Genomic DNA, 16,083 nt, shown 5'->3' on the forward strand with positions numbered 1-16,083 from the left:
GGCGGGCGGCTCTCGTTCTTCGCGTCGGTCAGATGGCGTCACTCGGCCGCGGCGGGGGCGATCCCGGCGGGCGGCATCATCGGCGCCGCGCCCGCGGGCAGGCGCCGCTCGACGTGCCAGGTCGGGTCCTTCCGCTGGCGCAGGAGCGCCGGGATGATCTCCCGGTAGGCGGCGAGGCAACTCGGATAGGGCTGCGGGCAATCGTGCTTCATCGCGGCGTGGAGCTTCGGCAGCGCGTGGTAGGGCACCATCGGGAACATGTGGTGCTCCACGTGATAGTTCATGTTCCAGTAGAGAAAGCGGAACAGCGGGTTCATGTAGACGGTGCGGCTGTTGAGCCGGTGGTCGAGCACGTCTTCGGCGAGGCCCGCGTGCTGGGTGAGCCCGAAGAAGATCACGAAGAATCCGCCATAGAGGGTCGGCAGGCCGACATACATCGCCGGCAGGATGGAGCGAAACGCGAGACAGGCGGCGATGACCGCGGCGAAGACGGCGAGATAGATCCGCGCGACGAGGAAGACCTTCCAGCGCTCCATCTCGGGCACGAAGGTCTTCTCTTCCGCCGTCAGTCGTCCGGTCGCGTGGAGAAAGAGCTTCGGCAGGGCGATCGCCGCGCTTTTCAGCGCGAACAGGTTGAGCAGGAGCCCGAGGAAATCCGGCGGCCGCGGCACCGCGATTTCCGGATCGCGGCCGACGATGATGGTGTCGGTGTGGTGCCGGGTGTGGCTCCAGCGCCAGATCGTCGGCTCGCGCAAGATCATGAAGCAGGCGAGATGATAGACCGCGTCGTTGAGCCAGCGCGTCTTGAAGGCGGTGCCGTGGCCGCATTCGTGCCAGCGGCTGTCCGAGACCGAGCCATAGAGCACGCCGTAGACGAGGAAGCAGGGCACCGCGAGCCACGTGCCCCAGGCGAGGCCGCCGAGCACGCCGGAGACGACGAGGGCGCCGAGCCAGATCGCGGTGTCGCGCAAAGCCGGCCCGTCGGAGCGCTTCATCAGCGCCTTCATGTCCTTGCGGGGGATCGGGCAGGTGTACCATTCGGCGGTGGCGAGGCCGCGTTCGAGCGCGCGGGCCGTCTCCGGTCCGACGAGGCTGTAATCGCGCGGCGGCGCGGCGGACGGTTCGAAGCCCATCTTTCCTCCTCCGAGACCGGCTCCGGCGCCGGCGGCCCGTGAGCCGCCGGCCGCACCGCGCGGCCTTCCCTCGTCGTTCGGGCGTTTCGCTCTGCCGGCCGCTGTCCCCGCAGCCGGCCGCCGATCTCGTCTTGTCGTTGTTTCGATCTCGAAGAAGTCTAGGCGCGACGCCGGTCTCGCTCAAGAAAGGTCTATCATTTCCTATCAAAAACCATCATTCTTCAGGCCCGCGGGATGATGGAATCGCGCAAATGTCGGGACGGCCGAGGCCGCGCGACGGGCGATCAGGGAGCGCGCCATGGCGAAGCGTCCGACCATCGTGGACCTGGCGGAGGCCGCCGGGGTCAGCGTCGCGACCGTCGATCGGGTGCTGAACGGGCGCCACGCGGTGCGCAGCGGCACCGCCGAGCGGGTGCTCGCCGCCGCCGAGGCGCTCGGCTACCACGCGACCGCCTTGATGGAGCGGAGGGTGCGCCGCGCCGTTCCCGAGCGCCGCTTCGGCTTCCTGTTGCAGAAGCGCAGCGACGCCTTCTACCGCCAGTTCGCCGCCGACATCGAGGCGGCCTGTGCCGCGGCCACGGACGTGCGCGTCGTTCCCGTCGTGGCGTTCGTCGACGAGCTCTCGCCGGGCGCGCTCGCCGAGGCGATGCGCCGGCTCGGGGCCGACGTCGATGCGCTCTCCGTCGTCTCCATCGAACATCCCCACATCGACGCGGCGATCGCCGACCTCAAGGCCGACGGCGTGCCGGTGTTCGCCCTCCTGACCGACCTCACGGCGGAGGCGCGGGCCGGCTATATCGGCCGCGACAACCGCAAGGAGGGCCGCACCGCCGCCTGGATGATCGAGCATACGGCGCAAGCGCCGGGCGAGATCGGCATCATCGTCGGCAGCCACCGCTATCTCTGCCAGGAGACGGCGGAGATCTCGTTCCGCGCCTACTTTCGCGAGCACGCGAGCGGCTTTCGGCTGCTCGAACCGCTCGTCAACCTGGAGGACGTGCGGGTCGCCTACGAGGCGACGCTCGACCTTCTCGCCCGCCGCCGCGGCATGGTCGGGCTCTATCTCTGCGGTGGCGGCACCGACGGGGTGATCCGGGCGGTGCGCGAGGAGGCGCCCGAAGGCCTCGCCGTCGTCTGCTACGAACTGACCCCGACGACCCGCGCCGCGCTCATCGACGGCGTGATCACCGCCGTGATCGGCACGCCGACCGCCCGCCTCGCCCAGAGCGCGGTCGCTGGCATGACCAAGGCGACCGCGGGGAAGGGCCTCGGACGAGCCGCCGGCGCCGCGCCGTCCGATCTGCCGTTCGTGCACGCCGTCCACCCGTTCGATCTGTTCATTCGCGAGAACGTGTGAGCGGGAACGCACGGAGGGCGCGCGGTTGCCTCATGGTCCCGCCCTCGATGTTTCCTCGGCGGCCAAAGTGCTTTAGAAGGCGGGCAATCCGGCTCGGCCGGCTCCGCCTCCGTAAACGACGAACGATCCGATGACCGAACTTGCGACCCTCGCCGATCTCGAACGCGATCTCATCGCGCGCATTGAAGCCGCGGCGGACGAGGCCGCGCTCGAGGACGCCCGCGTCTCGGCGCTCGGCAAGAAGGGCGTCGTCACCGAGCGGCTGAAGTCGCTCGGCGGCATGTCGGACGCCGAGCGGCGCACCCTCGGCCCCGCCATCAACGGCCTGAAGCAGGCCGTCGGCGAGGCGATCGAGGCCCGCAAGGCGACGCTGAAGGCCGCCGCCCTCACCGAGCGGCTCGCCCGCGAGACCGTCGACGTCACCCTGCCGGTGCGGCCGGGCCCGCTCGCCGAGGGCCGCATCCATCCGGTCTCCCAGGTGATGGACGAGCTCACCGCGATCTTCGCCGATCTCGGCTTCGCGATTGCCGAAGGGCCGGACATCGAGACCGATTATTACAACTTCACCGCGCTCAATTTCCCCGTCGGCCATCCGGCGCGGGAGATGCACGACACCTTCTTCTTCGAGCCGAAGGCCGACGGCTCGCGGCTCCTCCTGCGCACCCACACCTCCCCGGTGCAGATCCGCACCATGGAGAAGGGCGAGCTGCCGATCCGCGTGATCTGCCCGGGCCGCACCTATCGCTGCGATTCCGACCAGACCCACACCCCGATGTTCCATCAGGTCGAGGGCCTCGTCGTCGACGAGAGCGCGACGCTGGGCGAGCTCAAGTGGGTGCTGGAGGAGTTCTGCAAGGCGTTCTTCGAGGTGAAGCGCGTCGACATGCGCTTCCGCCCGTCCTTCTTCCCCTTCACCGAGCCGTCGATGGAGGTGGACATCCGCTGCCGTCGCATGGGCAACGAGGTGCGCTTCGGCGAGGGCGACGACTGGCTCGAGATCCTCGGCTGCGGGATGGTGCACCCGAACGTGCTGCGCAATGGCGGGTTCGATCCCGACAAGGTGCAGGGCTATGCCTGGGGCATGGGCATCGACCGCATCGCCATGCTGAAATACGGCATGTCGGACCTGCGCGCCTTCTTCGACGCCGACGTGCGCTGGCTGAACCATTACGGCTTCCGCCCGCTCGACATTCCGACCTTGTTCGGCGGCCTCTCCGCCTGACGCCGGGCGCCGTTCCGGCACGCGCGGATGAGCTTTAACGGCAGGGACGACGGTCGCGTCTCCCTGCCGTTTTGCTGTGCCCCTTACGCCACCCGCGCCTCGTTGAGGTCGGTCACGGTGCCGCCCATCGAGCCGGTGTCGCGGGCGGCGATGTGCCAAGCGAACGCCTTTTCGAGCAGATGCGGCGTCTGGCCGCCGCGGCGGCAGGCTTCGGCGAAATAATCGGCGAGGCGGTCGCGGTAGAGCGGGTGGGCGCAGGTCTCGATGATGAGCCTCGCCCGTTCCCGCGGCGCGAGCCCGCGCAGGTCGGCGAGGCCGCATTCCGTCACCACGATGTCGACGTCGTGCTCGGTGTGATCGACGTGGGGCACCATCGGCACCACGCTCGAAATCGCGCCGTTCTTGGCGATCGACTTCGTCACGAAGATCGACAGATGGGCGTTACGTGCGAAATCGCCGGAGCCGCCGATGCCGTTCATCATGTGGGTGCCGCCCACATGGGTCGAGTTGATGTTGCCGTAGATGTCGAATTCGAGCGCCGTGTTGACCGCGATCAGCCCGAGCCGGCGGATCACCTCCGGGTGGTTGCTGATCTCCTGCGGGCGCAGGATGAGGCGCGGCTTGTAGCGCGCGATGTCGTCGAGCACCTGGCGGTAGCGCGCCTTCGAGAGGGTGATCGAGGAGCCGGAGGCGAAGTCGAGCTTGCCGGCGTCGAACAGGTCGAACGTCGAATCCTGCAACACCTCCGAATACATCGTCAGCCGCTCGAACGGGCTGTCGATGAGGCCGTGCATCACCGCGTTGGCGATGGTGCCGATGCCGGCCTGGAGCGGCTGCAGCGACTTTTCGAGGCGCCCGCGATCGACCTCGTGGCGCAGGAACTCGGTGAGATGGCCGGCAATCGACCTGGTCTCGTTGTCGGGCGGCAGCACCGTCGAGGCGCTGTCGAGCTTCTCCGTCACCACGATGGCGACGATCTTCGACGGATCGATCGGGATGAAGGGTGTGCCGACGCGGTCGTTAGGCGCCATCACCGGGATCGGCTCGCGGGTCGGCCGGCGGGTCGGGATGTAGATGTCGTGCAAGCCTTCGAGGGCGAGCGGCTGGGCGAGGTTGATCTCGATGATGACCTTCTCGGCGAGAATCGCGAAGGTCGCCGAGTTGCCGACCGAGGTCGTCGGCACGATGCCGCCCGTCTCGGTGATGGCGACCGCCTCGACCACCGCGACGTCGACCGGGCCGATCTGGCGGGAGCGCAGCATCTCGACCGTCTCGGAGAGGTGCTGGTCGATGAACATGACCTCGCCGGCATTGATCGCCTTGCGCAGCGCCGGGTCGGACTGGAACGGGATGCGGCGCGACAGCACACCGGCCTCCGACAGCGTCTTGTCGAGATCGTTGCCGAGCGAGGCGCCGGTGATGAGGGTGATCTTGAGCGGCTCGCGCTTCGCCCGCTCGGCCAAGGCGAGGGGCACGGCCTTCGCCTCGCCGGCCCGGGTGAACCCGCTCATGCCGACCGTCATGCCGTCGCGGATGAAACTGGCGGCCTCGTCGGAAGAGGTGATCCGCTCGAGTAGCGGCGCACAGCGGATGCGGTCTGTGATCATCGTCGGTCCTGTTGTCGGTCCGGGCGGGCGACGGCGATCATGGGACGATCGGGGAGGCGAGGCCTTGATCGGCCGCAAGCCCATGCCGGATTCGGGGCGTTTCCTGGGGGACTGGTCTTTGGAGCAAGTGTCGGGAGAGGGGCTCGGGTCGGTGTCTCGGGTCAGGGCGGGGGAACGTCGTCGGTCCGGCAGACGTCGATCCAGCGGGCCTCGGTGATCGCGGCCATGCGCTCCGGGGCGATGCGCAGCGCGGCGTGGATCGCGCCCGCGGCAGGCACCACGATGTCGAAGGCGCGCAGCGACACGTCGCAATAGACGGGAAGGGGCGTGGCGAGGCCGAACGGGCAGACGCCGCCGACCGGATGCCCGGTCAGCGCCGCGACCTCCTCGGCGCCGAGCATACGGATCTTGGCCCCGAACGCGTCCTTGGCCTTGCGGTTGTCGAGGCGGGCGTCGCCGCGGGTGACGACGAGGAAGGTGTCGTCACCGCTGCGCAGACACAACGTCTTGGCGATCTGGGCGGGCGCGACGCCGTGGCCTTCGGCGGCGAGCGCCACCGTGGCCGTGCTCGTCTCGAGCTCGATGATGGCGATGTCGGGAGCCTTCTCGGCGAGGAAGGCGCGGACGGATTCGAGACTCATGCGACGTCGGGCTCCCGGGCCGCGGGGAGCCTCCGGGCCGCGCAGGCCGACCGGATGTCGGCGTGGGGAGAGGAGGGACCGGCGGTCCATCTCGGACGAACCGCCCCCCTTATAGCCGACGCCGGCGGCCGGGCGGGAGCCCGACCTCCGTCGTAGGCGCGCGAGGGTTCGCGACGGCTCAGGGCGTGATCGCGACCTTGAGGACGCCGTCGCGCTGGTGGGAGAACAGGTCGTAGGCCGCTTCGATATCGTCGAGCTTGAAGCGGTGGGTCACCAGGGCCGTGAGGTCCGTGCGCTTCGATTCGAGCACCGAGAGGAGCCGGCGCATCCGCTCTTTGCCGCCGGGGCAGAGCGTGGTGACGATCTTGTTGTCGCCGAGGCCGGCGGAGAAGGCGTCGAGCGGGATCCGAAGGTCGGTCGAATAGACGCCGAGGCTCGACAGAGTGCCGCCCGGCCGCAGCACGCGCAGCGCCGCCTCGAAGGTCGCCTGGGTGCCGAGCGCCTCGATCGAGGCATCGACGCCGCGGCCGTCGGTCAGCTCCAGGATCTGCTTCACCGGATCGCCGGCCTTGTAGTCGACCACGAGATCGGCGCCGAGCCGCTTGGCGATCGCGAGCCGCTCGGGAACCGTGTCGACGCCGATGATCGTCGTCGCGCCCTTGAGCTTGGCGCCGGCGACCGCGCAGAGGCCGATCGGCCCGAGCGCGAACACCGCGACGGTGTCACCGATCTTGATTCCCGCGCTTTCGGCGCCGGAGAAGCCGGTCGACATGATGTCGGGGCACATCAGGACGTCTTCGTCGCTGAGGTCGTCCGGAACGGGGGCGAGGTTCGCCATGGCGTCCGGCACCAGGATATATTCGGCCTGGGCGCCGTCGATGATGTTGCCGAACTTCCAGCCGCCGGTGGCACGGAAGCCGTGCTTGGTGCCGGGACCGTCCTGGGAGCCGCAGCCGCACAGGCAGGCATAGGAATAGCCGCTCGGGGTGATGGCGCCGGCGATGACGCGCTGGCCTTCCTGGTAGCCGCTGACCGCAGAGCCGAGCTTCTCGATGACGCCGACCGGCTCGTGGCCCACGGTGAGCCCCTTCGCGACCGGATATTCGCCCTTCAGGATGTGGACGTCGGTGCCGCAGATGGTGGTCGTCGTCACGCGCACCAGGGCGTCGAGCGGACCGACCTCGGGAATCGGCTTCTCGTCGAGGACGATGCGGCCGGGTTCGACGAAGATGGCGGCTTTCATCTTGGGCATGGATCAGCGCTCCGAATGGCAACGAGGTCGGAAACCCCTCGGAGGGCTTCCGGATGCGCTGCGGCGCCCGAATGGCATCGCGGCACGAAGCGGATCGCGCGCTGCCGGGCACGATCGCGCCGGTCGGAGCCGGAGGCGGAAGGGCTACCCGGCGTCGACGGCGGCAGGATGATGCGGGCGTCGGCAATCGGCCTTGATGCCGATCAAGGGGGATGGACGGGGCGGCCGGCCTCACGCATTTGTCGCATGGGGCCCGTTATTGTCGCTTTATGGTTCCCGGATGGGGTTGGTTGGCGATTCGCGGGCGGATCGCCGCGTCGATATGGGGATTGGCGTGGAAAGGTCTTTGAAATCGGGAGCTTTGGGGCTCGTCGATACGTTGGTGATGGCGGTCGCGGGATCGGCGCCGGCTTATTCCATCACCGCCAGCACGGCCGCGCTGGTCGCCGCGGTCGGCATCGCCGGCCCGGCCGCGCTGTGGGTGGCGTTCGTGCCGATGATCGGCATCACAATCGCCTTCTCCTATCTCAACCAGTGGAGGTCCGACGCCGGTGCCGCCTATGCCTGGGTTGGCCGCGCCATCCACCCGGCGCTCGGCTTCCTCGCCGGATGGGCGCTGCTCTCGCTGTCGACCATCTTCATGGTCGCCGCGGCGCTGCCGGCCGGCGAGGCGACCCTCGACCTCTTCAATCCGGGCGAACTCCACGACGTGATGTGGGCGACGGGCATCGGCGTCGTCTGGTTCCTGGGCGTGCTCGCCCTCGTCACCGTCGGCATCACCGCCACCGCCAAGGTGCAGGTGATGATGACGCTGCTCGAACTCGGCGCGCTTCTCCTCGTCGGCTTCCTGGCGATCTGGAATGTCCACGCCGCGCCGGTGTCGAATTTCTCCTGGAGCTGGTTCCTGCCGCAGAGCTTCGGCACGTTCCAGTCGTTCTCGGCCGGCATGCTCGTCGCCGTGTTCTATTATTTCGGGTGGGACGTCTCGTCGAACCTTGCCGAGGAGACGGCGAACGCCGAGCGCACCGCCGGCCTCGGCGGCATCGCCGGGGTGCTCGTCATCTTCCTCATCTTCATCCTGATCCAGGTCGCCGTGCAGATGGCGCTGACCCCGGCCCAGGTGCAGGCGAACAGCGCCAACCTGCTGCCCGCGCTCGGCCACGTCGCGCTGCCGGCGCCGTGGAGCGCCATCGCGGTGCTCGCCGTCATGGTGAGCGCGGTCGCCACGCTCGAGACCCAGCTCCTCCAGTGCACCCGGCTGCTCTATTCGATGGCCCGCGACCGGGTGATCGGCGAGACGATGGGCCACCTCCATCCGCGCTTTCAGACGCCGTGGCTCGCCGGCTTCGCTGTTGCCGGCGTCTCGCTCCTCCTGTTCGCCGCCTCGGCGACGGTGCCGACGCTCAACATCCTGATGAGCGACCTCATCAACGCCATCGGCGTCCAGGTCTCGTTCTATTATTCGATCGCCGGCATCGCCTGCGCTTGGTACTACCGCAAGGTCCTCTTCACCGACTGGCGGGTGCTCGTGTTCGCGGGCATCGTGCCGCTCGGCTCGGCGCTGTTCGTCGGCTATGTCGGGCTCTATCAACTGCCGCAGCTCGGCTGGCAGGTGTCGGCGATCTCGATCGGCACGATCGTGATCGGGGTGATCCCGCTCGTCTATTATCGCCGGCGCTACCGCAGCAGCTTTTACACCGACCCGGCGGAAGCGGCGTCCGTCCTGACGATGGCACGCGGGGCCCAGGCGGGAGAATAGGGCGGGCGAAGAGGACCGCGCGTCCGCCGCGCATGAAGAAGGCGGACATGGGAGGCGGACATGCCGCTCGAGATCTTCGATACGGTGACGCGGCTCGTCGCGGCCACGATCATCGGCATGGCCTACGGCCTCAACCGCGATCTCCACGGCAAGGCGACGGGCATCCGCACCCTCGGGCTCGTCGCCCTCGCCTCGGCGGTGGTGACGATCGGCACCATCCGCTATCTCGGCCAGCACACCCCCGTCGAGAGCCATCCCGACGCCATGAGCCGGGTGATGCAGGGCCTCATCCAGGGCATCCTGACCGGCATCGGCTTCATCGGCGCCGGCGTCATCATCCGCGAGGTACCGGGCCACCGGGTGCGCGGGCTGACCACGGCGGCGACCGTCTGGCTCACCGCGTCGATGGGCATCGTCTGCGGCCTCGGCCAATGGGTGCTCGTCGTCACCGCGGTGGTGGTGTCCGGCCTCCTCCTCGTGTTCGGCGGGCCGCTCGAGCGCTGGCTCCATGCCCGGCTCGGCACCGGGCCGCGCAACGAGGATCTGGGCCCGCGCCCGCGCGACGGCGAGCGCGACGCCGAATATTGAGCGATCGATCGGATCGGGGCCGGGCGTCAGCGCGCCGGCAGGGCGAACTCGGCCGGCGAGAAGCCGAGCGCCTCGGCGAGGACTTCGACGACGAGGGCGTGATCGTCGCGCTGCGGCAGTCCGGACACGGTGATCGCGCCGATGCAGCCCGTGCCGCGCAGGTTGATCGGGAAGCTGCCGCCGTGGCTGGCATAATCCCGCAGCGCGAGGCCCTGCTCGGCGACGAGGTCGGAACCGCGGCGCGCGAGCGCGAGGCCGATGCGGTAGGACGAGCGGCCGAAATGCAGGACGACGTTGCTCTTGCGCCGCGCCCAGTCGGTGTTGTCCGGGCTCGTTCCGTCGAGCGCGACGTGGAACAGCGGCCGCGTCGCGGTGCGGATGTCGATCGTCACGCCGAGCCCCTTCTCCTCGGCGCGCACCTTGAGCCGGCATCCGATGTCCCAGGCGGTGGCGGGGCCGAACGTCTCGAAGACCAGGCGGGCTTCCTGGTCGGCGATGACGGCGAGGTCGCGCTCGATCGCGTCGGGATGCTGGGTCATGTCGGTCTCCGCAAAAGGGCGTCGCGCAGCCGCTTCAGCGGCGCGCGAAGGCGTCGGTCGCCTCGATCAGATGGTGGAGGATGCCGGGCTCGTTGTAGGCGTGGCCGGCATCGGCGACGAGATGGAACGCCGCCTCCGGCCAGGCCTTGTGCAGCTCCCAGGCGGTGCGGGCCGGGGTCGCGATGTCGTAGCGCCCCTGCACGATGACCGCCGGGATGTGGCGGAGCCGGCCGGCATCGCGGATGAGCTGGCCCTCTTCGAGGAAGCCGGCGTGGACGAAATAATGGTTCTCGATGCGGGCGAAGGCGAGGGCGAACTCGTCGCCGGAAAATTCCTTCGAGAAGTCGGCGTTGGGGAGGAGGGTGATGGTTTCCCCCTCCCACAGCGCCCAGGCCCGGGCCGCTTCGAGGCGCACGGCGGGATCGTCCGAGATGAGCCGCTTGCGGTAGGCGCCGATCAGACCGCCGCGCTCGGCCTCCGGGATCGGCGCCAGATAGCGCTCCCACTTGTCCGGGAACAGCCATGACGCGCCTTCCTGATAATACCAGAGCAGTTCCTCGCGCCGGACCGCGAAGATGCCGCGCAGCACGATCTCGCTCGCCCGCTCCGGGTGGGTCTCGGCATAGGCGAGGGCGAGGCTCGAGCCCCACGAACCGCCGAACACGAGCCAGCGCTCCACGCCCATGACTTCCGTGCGCAGTCGCTCGATGTCGGCGACGAGGTGCCAGGTGGTGTTGGCCTCGAGGCTCGCGTGGGGGATCGAGCGGCCGCAGCCGCGCTGATCGAACAGGAGCACGTTGTAGAGCGCGGGGTCGAACAATTGCCGCGCCCCCGGCGAGGCGCCCGCGCCCGGTCCGCCATGGAGAAACACCGCCGGCTTGCCCTTCGGGTTGCCGACGAGCTCCCAATAGATCTCGTGACCGTCGCCGACGGCGAGACGGCCGCTCGCATAGGGCTCGATCGGCGGATAGGCGGTGCGCAGGGCGGACATCGATTTCTCCCAATCTCGGGGTGAGCCGCTTGTGACACAGCCACGGCGGGCGCTCAACGTCCGCGGCCTGTCACGCGGAGTTCAGCCTCGCGACGGCCTCGGGAAAGCCCCGCGACATTTTCGCGAAAGCTTCGCGACCTAGCCATGGGCGGAGAGCGGGTTCCGGCGCGTGTTTCTCCGCGGGTACGCCCCGTGCCGCGCCGCCCGCGACTGCGCAAAGCTGGGGCGAAAAATGGCGGGCTTTCATTTCCTTCGTGACCGATCGAGCGGTTTCAAGATCGGCACGGCGATGGTCGTGCTGGTGATTCTGACCGCGGCCGTCGGCGCGGTCGGTTTGAGCGGCGTGCGCAGCCTCGGCGGTACCGTCGACCTGACGAGCCGGAGCGCCAACGTGCTCGTGAAGGTCAGCGGGGCGGTGGGCGAGGTCGAACGCTTCCGCGCCACCTCCGATCCGGCCACGGCGGCCCGCGCCAAGACGGATCTCGCCGACATCGTGCGATCGCTCGACGGGCTCGGCGAAGCCGACAACCAGACGCTCGCCCAGGCACGCTCCGCCATCTCCGCTTTCGACGGCGCGATCGACACCCTGGTCCAGGCGACGGCGAAGATCGCCGATGCCCGGGCACGCCAGGGCGACGCGCTCTCCACATTGGCGAAGCAGGCCCGCAAGGCCGAATCCGAGGGCACCAAGGCGCAGATGGACGCCGCCGCGGCCGTGACCAAGGCGGAGACCCGCGCCCAGGCGATCGACGCCGCCCTGCAGCAGGCGGGCGCGCTGCAATCCTATGCCTACCGTGTCAGCCTCGCGCTTCTCGGCGCCAAGACCGGCGACGCGCAATCGCTCATCGAGGCGAAGGCCGGCTTCGGCGCGATCCAGAACCAGACCAATCTCCTGCTGACCGCCCGGGTGCCCGAGATCGCCGATATGACGCGCCAGACGAGCGCCGACACCGCCTCCGCCGGAACGCTGCTCGAGGCGGCGCAGGCGAAGCTCGCCGCGCCGGACGCGGACGAGATCGCGAAGACGGTGGCGATTGATGCGGCCGAGACGGCGCTCGGCACCGTCGCGCAGGACGGTGTGCGCCTCGGATTCCAACTGACGAAATTGCGCGACGAGGTCGCGACCGGGCTCAAGAGCGCCCGCTTCGACCGCAATCAGGCGGAACTCGGCGCCTCGACGGGTCGCGCCATGACGCTCCTCGTGACGCGCCTCGACGGCGCGACCCGGGCCTTCGAGCTCGACCGCAACGACGAGACGCGGGCCGACGCCGAGGCGATCTTCAAGCAGGCCGACGGGCTCTCCCGGCACATCTGGCGCGCCGGCCTCGACACGGTCGCGGCGAGCCTGACGGCCTACAACGAGAGCTTCCACGCCCTCGACGAAGCGCTCGGCAACTTCGCCACCGCCGTGAACGCCGTGAACGAGAACGCCCAGACCACGACGCAGCGCATCGGCGAGGTGATCGCCCAGCATGCGGATCTCGCAAGCGCGGATCAGGCCCGCACCACCGCCGCGGTGAGCATCGCGGTCGCGGTCGCCGTGCTCGCGGCGATCCTCATCGGCTTCCTCCTCACCCGCGCCATCGCCCGGCCGATCGGCAGCCTCACGGCGGCCATGCGCCGGCTCGCCGAAGGGGCGACCGACATCGACCTGTCCGGCAGCGACCGGCGCGACGAGATCGGCTCGATGCTCGCCGCCGTCCGCGTGTTCCGCGACAACGCGGTGGAGCGCGCGCGCCTCGCCGCGGCGACCGAGGCCGACGAGGCGGCCCGCGAGGCCCGCTCGGCGGCGATCGCCGCCCTGATCGCCGAGTTCCGCGTCGAGGTGGAGGCGCTGGTCGAATCGGTCGGCGCCAACGCCCGGCGCATGGAGACGACGGCCGGTTCGCTCACCGGCATCGCCCGCAGCGCCACCGACCGTGCGACCCTCGCCTCCGAGGCGACCGGCAAGGCGACGCGCGGCGTCACCACCGTCGCCGCCGCCGCCGAGGAGCTCAGCGCCTCGATCGGCGAGATCAGCCGGCAGGTCGGCTCGGCGACCGGCGCGGTCGCCGCCGCCGCCGATTCCGCCAAGTCGATGAACCAGCGGATCGACGACCTCTACAAGGCCGCTGCCCAGATCGGCAGCGTCATCGATCTCATCCGTGCCATCGCCGGTCAGACCAACCTGCTCGCCCTCAACGCGACGATCGAGGCGGCGCGCGCCGCCGAGGCGGGCAAGGGCTTCGCCGTCGTCGCCGGCGAGGTGAAGTCGCTCGCCGGCCAGACCGGGCAGGCGACGGAAGAAATCGCCAAGCTCGTCGCCGACATCCAGCGGTCGACCGAGTTGGTGGTGAGCGCGGTGCAGGAGATTTCCTCGACCATGGTCACCGCCGACCAGGTGACGAGCGCCATCGCCGCCGCGGTCGTGGAGCAGGAAGCCTCCACCTCCGAAATCTCCCACAATGCCCAGGTCGCGGCCCACGGCACCGGCGAGGCGGCGTCCGAGACCGACGCTTTGCTCGGCGCCGTGCGCTCGACCGCGGACGCCGCCAACGACGTGCTCGCGGCTTCGCGGGACGTCAGCGACCGCTCGGAGCAGCTACGCCACACCATCGACGCCTTCCTCGGCCGGGTCGGCGCCATCGAGCGCGGGATCGGTCTCGACCAGACGGTCGAGGCGGTGTCGCCCGAACCCGAGGTGCCGATGCTCAGGCTCGCCGAGGCCGCCTGAGACCGGCGCGGGCGATTGGCGGCGGCGCGCGCCGCCGTCAGCCCTCCGACGGGGCGAAGCGGGCGACGAGGTCGAAGCGATCGCCGGGAAAGGTCTGCCGCACGAAGGTGATGGTCTCGCCCCCCCGCCAGGTGCGGCGCTCGACCGCGAGGCAGGCGGTGCCGGGCGCGAGCGCGAGCCGGGCGGCGGCGGTCTCGTCGGCGCCGAGGGCCTGGATGCGGTGTTCGGCCTCGGTCCAGGGCACGTGTTCCAGAAGCCACGAGCCGGGCGGCTCGGCGGCGAAGTCGACCTCACCGGCCTCCGGCACCGCCGCGAGGTTGATGAGACGGTCTTCGAGGGCGAACGGACGCCCGCCGGCCGTGTGCAGGCACGCGAGGGCGAGCAGCGGCGCGCCCGTCGGCATGCCGGTCGCGGCCGCCTCGCTCTTGCGCGCCGCCCGTTCGCGGCGGTCGATCAGGCGATAGCCGTAGACGGCGCCGCGCCCACGCACCTCGGCCGCGATGTCGGGAATGCGCAGCACCGCGGACTGGATGTGCGGCCGGGCGACGAACGAGCCGGCCCGCTTGCGCCGCTCGATCAGCCCCGCCGCGGCGAGCGACGCCATCGCCTTGTTCACGGTCATCCGGGCGCAGCCATAATGCGCCGTCAGCTCGTGCTCGAAGGGCAGGCGATGGCCGGGTGGCCATTCGCCCGACAGAATCTTGGCCTCGATCTCGCTGCGGATGCGCTGGTGGAGCGCCGCCGGCGCCGTTGCGGTCGCGTCCGCCGCCTTCACCCGAGCAGGCCTTCGAGGGTCTTGCGGAAGCTGGCCTCGATCGCCGCGCGCGCGCGGTGGCGGCCCCCCTCGACGACCTGAACGCCGGCCCGCCAGACGCCGTCGATCGCCCGGTCGCGGGCGGCGAACACCCAGCCGTCGAGGAGGGCGTCGCCGCGGCGGGCGGCGAAGGCCGGATGGTCGGCGGCGAGGGTGAGGAAATCGGCCGCGGCACCGGTGACGAGACCGGCGGGCTCGCCCGGCGTCAGCACCTGTGTGCCGCCGGCGAGGGCGGCATCGAAGAGATCGCGGCCGGTCGCACGGCCCTCGGCGCCCGCCAGCACGTTGCGGGCGCGCAGCGACAGGCGCTGGGAATCTTCGAGCAGCCGCAATTCCTCCGCCGCGGCGATGCGGATGTTGGAATCCGAGCCGACACCCCAGCGGCCGCCCTCGGAGACGAAGGCACGGGCCGGGAAGATGCCGTCGCCGAGATTGGCTTCGGTGATCGGGCAGAGGCCGGCGACCGCGCCGCTCGCGGCGAAGCGGATGCGCTCGGCATCGGTCATGTGGGTGGCGTGGACGAGGCACCAAAGGTCATCGACGGCGATCCGCTCGAACAGGAGCTCGACGGAGCGGCGGCCGGACCAGGCGACGCAATCCTCGACCTCCTTGGTCTGCTCGGCGATGTGGATATGGATCGGCCCGCCGTCGGCGAGCGGCACCAGCACCTCGATCTCCTCGATCGTCGCCGCGCGCAGGCTGTGGGGCGCGATGCCGACGACGGCATCCTTCAGGCCCGCGACCGCCTTGCGGCTGCCGCCGAGGAGCGTGGCATACCCCTCCAGATCGTTGATGAAGCGGCGCTGGCCGTGGCCGGGCGGCAGGCCGCCGAAGCCGGCATGGGCGTAGAACACCGGCAGGAGGGTCAGGCCGATGCCGGTCTCCGCCGCCGCGGCGGCGATGCGCTCGGCCATCTCCGCCAGGTTTGCGTAAGGCGCGCCGGCGGTGTCGTGGTGGACATAGTGGAACTCGCCGACGCGGGTGAAGCCCGTCTCCAGCATCTCCATGTAGGCCTGCGCCGCGATCGCCTCGACGTCGTCCGGGTTCATCCGGTCGACGAAGCGGTACATCGTCTCGCGCCAGGTCCAGAAGCTGTCGCCGGCCGGCCCGCGCACCTCGGCGAGGCCCGCCATGCCGCGCTGGAAGGCGTGGCTGTGCAGATTGGGCAGGCCGGGCAGGGCGATGGCGTGGCGTTCCTCACCGGCGGCCGGCGCCGTTCCGGTCTCTATTGCCGCGATGCGACCGTCCGTAAGCGTCAGCCGGACGCCGCTCGCCCATCCCTGCGGCAACAGCGCGGTCTCGAACCAGAGCGAAGCGGGGGTGTCGGCTGCGGGCACGGGAGGTCTCCTCCGGGCGCGTCGAGCGCCCTCGACAGCGGATGGGGTTCGCGTTTATGTATAGACATTATTCGGCCGATCGCCAACCGTCCGCGTGAGCGGACCGGCACCGCGAAGGCTCGATGCGGGA

General features: G+C 70.0%; 13 protein-coding genes. 5 read left to right on the forward strand and 8 right to left on the reverse strand.

Translation table 11 applies throughout. The annotated features are described in order from the left end of the window. Positions 1–38: 38 nt before the first annotated feature. Positions 39–1,133, reverse strand: a complete 1,095-nt coding sequence (locus F0357_RS13240) for a fatty acid desaturase family protein (protein WP_153482458.1) — start codon at positions 1,131–1,133, stop codon at positions 39–41. A gap of 298 nt (positions 1,134–1,431) precedes the next feature. On the opposite strand from F0357_RS13240, the gene F0357_RS13245 reads away from it, so the two are divergent. Next, positions 1,432–2,490 (forward strand): LacI family DNA-binding transcriptional regulator, encoded by a 1,059-nt coding sequence (locus F0357_RS13245; protein ID WP_153482460.1) that lies wholly within the window; start codon positions 1,432–1,434, stop codon positions 2,488–2,490. 130 nt (positions 2,491–2,620) lie between these two features. Then, positions 2,621–3,712: a phenylalanine--tRNA ligase subunit alpha gene (gene pheS, locus F0357_RS13250; protein ID WP_153482462.1), complete on the forward strand. Its 1,092-nt coding sequence runs from the start codon at positions 2,621–2,623 to the stop codon at positions 3,710–3,712. An 83-nt stretch (positions 3,713–3,795) separates the two neighbouring features. Here pheS and scpC read toward each other — a convergent pair whose 3' ends face one another. The 3 genes from scpC to F0357_RS13265 all read right to left on the reverse strand — a co-directional run bounded on the left by scpC (position 3,796) and on the right by F0357_RS13265 (position 7,212). Continuing rightward, positions 3,796–5,319, reverse strand: coding sequence for a succinyl-CoA:acetate CoA-transferase ScpC (scpC, locus tag F0357_RS13255; protein WP_153482469.1), 1,524 nt, complete (start codon positions 5,317–5,319; stop codon positions 3,796–3,798). Positions 5,320–5,480: 161 nt separating this feature from the next. Next, positions 5,481–5,960: a YbaK/EbsC family protein gene (locus F0357_RS13260; protein ID WP_153482473.1), complete on the reverse strand. Its 480-nt coding sequence runs from the start codon at positions 5,958–5,960 to the stop codon at positions 5,481–5,483. Between the two features lie 178 nt (positions 5,961–6,138). Beyond that, positions 6,139–7,212: an NAD(P)-dependent alcohol dehydrogenase gene (locus F0357_RS13265; RefSeq protein ID WP_153482478.1), complete on the reverse strand. Its 1,074-nt coding sequence runs from the start codon at positions 7,210–7,212 to the stop codon at positions 6,139–6,141. 346 nt (positions 7,213–7,558) lie between these two features. Between F0357_RS13265 and F0357_RS13270 the strand changes: the two genes are divergently transcribed. Together F0357_RS13270 and F0357_RS13275 are read left to right on the forward strand one after the other, a co-directional pair. Beyond that, positions 7,559–8,971 carry an APC family permease gene (locus F0357_RS13270; protein ID WP_208948331.1) on the forward strand — a complete coding sequence of 471 codons (1,413 nt, stop codon included), beginning with the start codon at positions 7,559–7,561 and terminating at the stop codon, positions 8,969–8,971. A gap of 60 nt (positions 8,972–9,031) precedes the next feature. After that, on the forward strand, positions 9,032–9,559 hold the full coding sequence (locus tag F0357_RS13275; protein WP_153482486.1) for an MgtC/SapB family protein: 528 nt from the start codon (positions 9,032–9,034) through the stop codon (positions 9,557–9,559). Between the two features lie 26 nt (positions 9,560–9,585). On the opposite strand, the gene F0357_RS13280 is transcribed toward F0357_RS13275, so the two are convergent. Both F0357_RS13280 and pip read right to left on the reverse strand, forming a co-directional pair. Continuing rightward, positions 9,586–10,098, reverse strand: a complete 513-nt coding sequence (locus tag F0357_RS13280; protein WP_153482489.1) for a heme-degrading domain-containing protein — start codon at positions 10,096–10,098, stop codon at positions 9,586–9,588. A gap of 34 nt (positions 10,099–10,132) precedes the next feature. Further along, complete coding sequence (gene pip / locus F0357_RS13285) at positions 10,133–11,089, reverse strand: prolyl aminopeptidase (RefSeq protein ID WP_153482498.1); 957 nt, start codon at positions 11,087–11,089, stop codon at positions 10,133–10,135. 232 nt (positions 11,090–11,321) lie between these two features. Between pip and F0357_RS13290 the strand changes: the two genes are divergently transcribed. Beyond that, positions 11,322–13,802, forward strand: a complete 2,481-nt coding sequence (locus tag F0357_RS13290) for a methyl-accepting chemotaxis protein (RefSeq protein WP_153482502.1) — start codon at positions 11,322–11,324, stop codon at positions 13,800–13,802. A 37-nt stretch (positions 13,803–13,839) separates the two neighbouring features. On the opposite strand, the gene hutC is transcribed toward F0357_RS13290, so the two are convergent. Both hutC and F0357_RS13300 read right to left on the reverse strand, forming a co-directional pair. Continuing rightward, a complete protein-coding gene (gene hutC, locus F0357_RS13295) occupies positions 13,840–14,577 on the reverse strand; it encodes a histidine utilization transcriptional repressor HutC (RefSeq protein ID WP_312861582.1) in 738 nt (245 codons plus the stop codon). Continuing rightward, the gene (locus F0357_RS13300) at positions 14,574–15,953 is read right to left on the reverse strand and encodes a formimidoylglutamate deiminase (RefSeq protein ID WP_312861583.1); all 1,380 of its coding nucleotides are present in this window, start codon (positions 15,951–15,953) and stop codon (positions 14,574–14,576) included. Before F0357_RS13300 ends, hutC begins: the two co-directional genes overlap by 4 nt. Positions 15,954–16,083 lie beyond the last annotated feature (130 nt).

It is taken from the genome of Segnochrobactrum spirostomi (assembly GCF_009600605.1).
GTDB classification, from domain to species: Bacteria; Pseudomonadota; Alphaproteobacteria; order Rhizobiales; family Segnochrobactraceae; genus Segnochrobactrum; species Segnochrobactrum spirostomi.

Excerpts from the sequence above, each read along its gene's own strand:
- F0357_RS13240 (WP_153482458.1), bottom strand. The coding sequence starts at position 1,133 with ATGGGCTTCGAACCGTCCGCCGCGCCGCCGCGCGATTACAGCCTCGTC.
- F0357_RS13245 (WP_153482460.1), top strand. The coding sequence starts at position 1,432 with ATGGCGAAGCGTCCGACCATCGTGGACCTGGCGGAGGCCGCCGGGGTC.
- pheS (WP_153482462.1), top strand. The coding sequence starts at position 2,621 with ATGACCGAACTTGCGACCCTCGCCGATCTCGAACGCGATCTCATCGCG.
- scpC (WP_153482469.1), bottom strand. The coding sequence starts at position 5,319 with ATGATCACAGACCGCATCCGCTGTGCGCCGCTACTCGAGCGGATCACC.
- F0357_RS13260 (WP_153482473.1), bottom strand. The coding sequence starts at position 5,960 with ATGAGTCTCGAATCCGTCCGCGCCTTCCTCGCCGAGAAGGCTCCCGAC.
- F0357_RS13265 (WP_153482478.1), bottom strand. The coding sequence starts at position 7,212 with ATGCCCAAGATGAAAGCCGCCATCTTCGTCGAACCCGGCCGCATCGTC.
- F0357_RS13275 (WP_153482486.1), top strand. The coding sequence starts at position 9,032 with ATGCCGCTCGAGATCTTCGATACGGTGACGCGGCTCGTCGCGGCCACG.
- F0357_RS13280 (WP_153482489.1), bottom strand. The coding sequence starts at position 10,098 with ATGACCCAGCATCCCGACGCGATCGAGCGCGACCTCGCCGTCATCGCC.
- pip (WP_153482498.1), bottom strand. The coding sequence starts at position 11,089 with ATGTCCGCCCTGCGCACCGCCTATCCGCCGATCGAGCCCTATGCGAGC.
- F0357_RS13290 (WP_153482502.1), top strand. The coding sequence starts at position 11,322 with ATGGCGGGCTTTCATTTCCTTCGTGACCGATCGAGCGGTTTCAAGATC.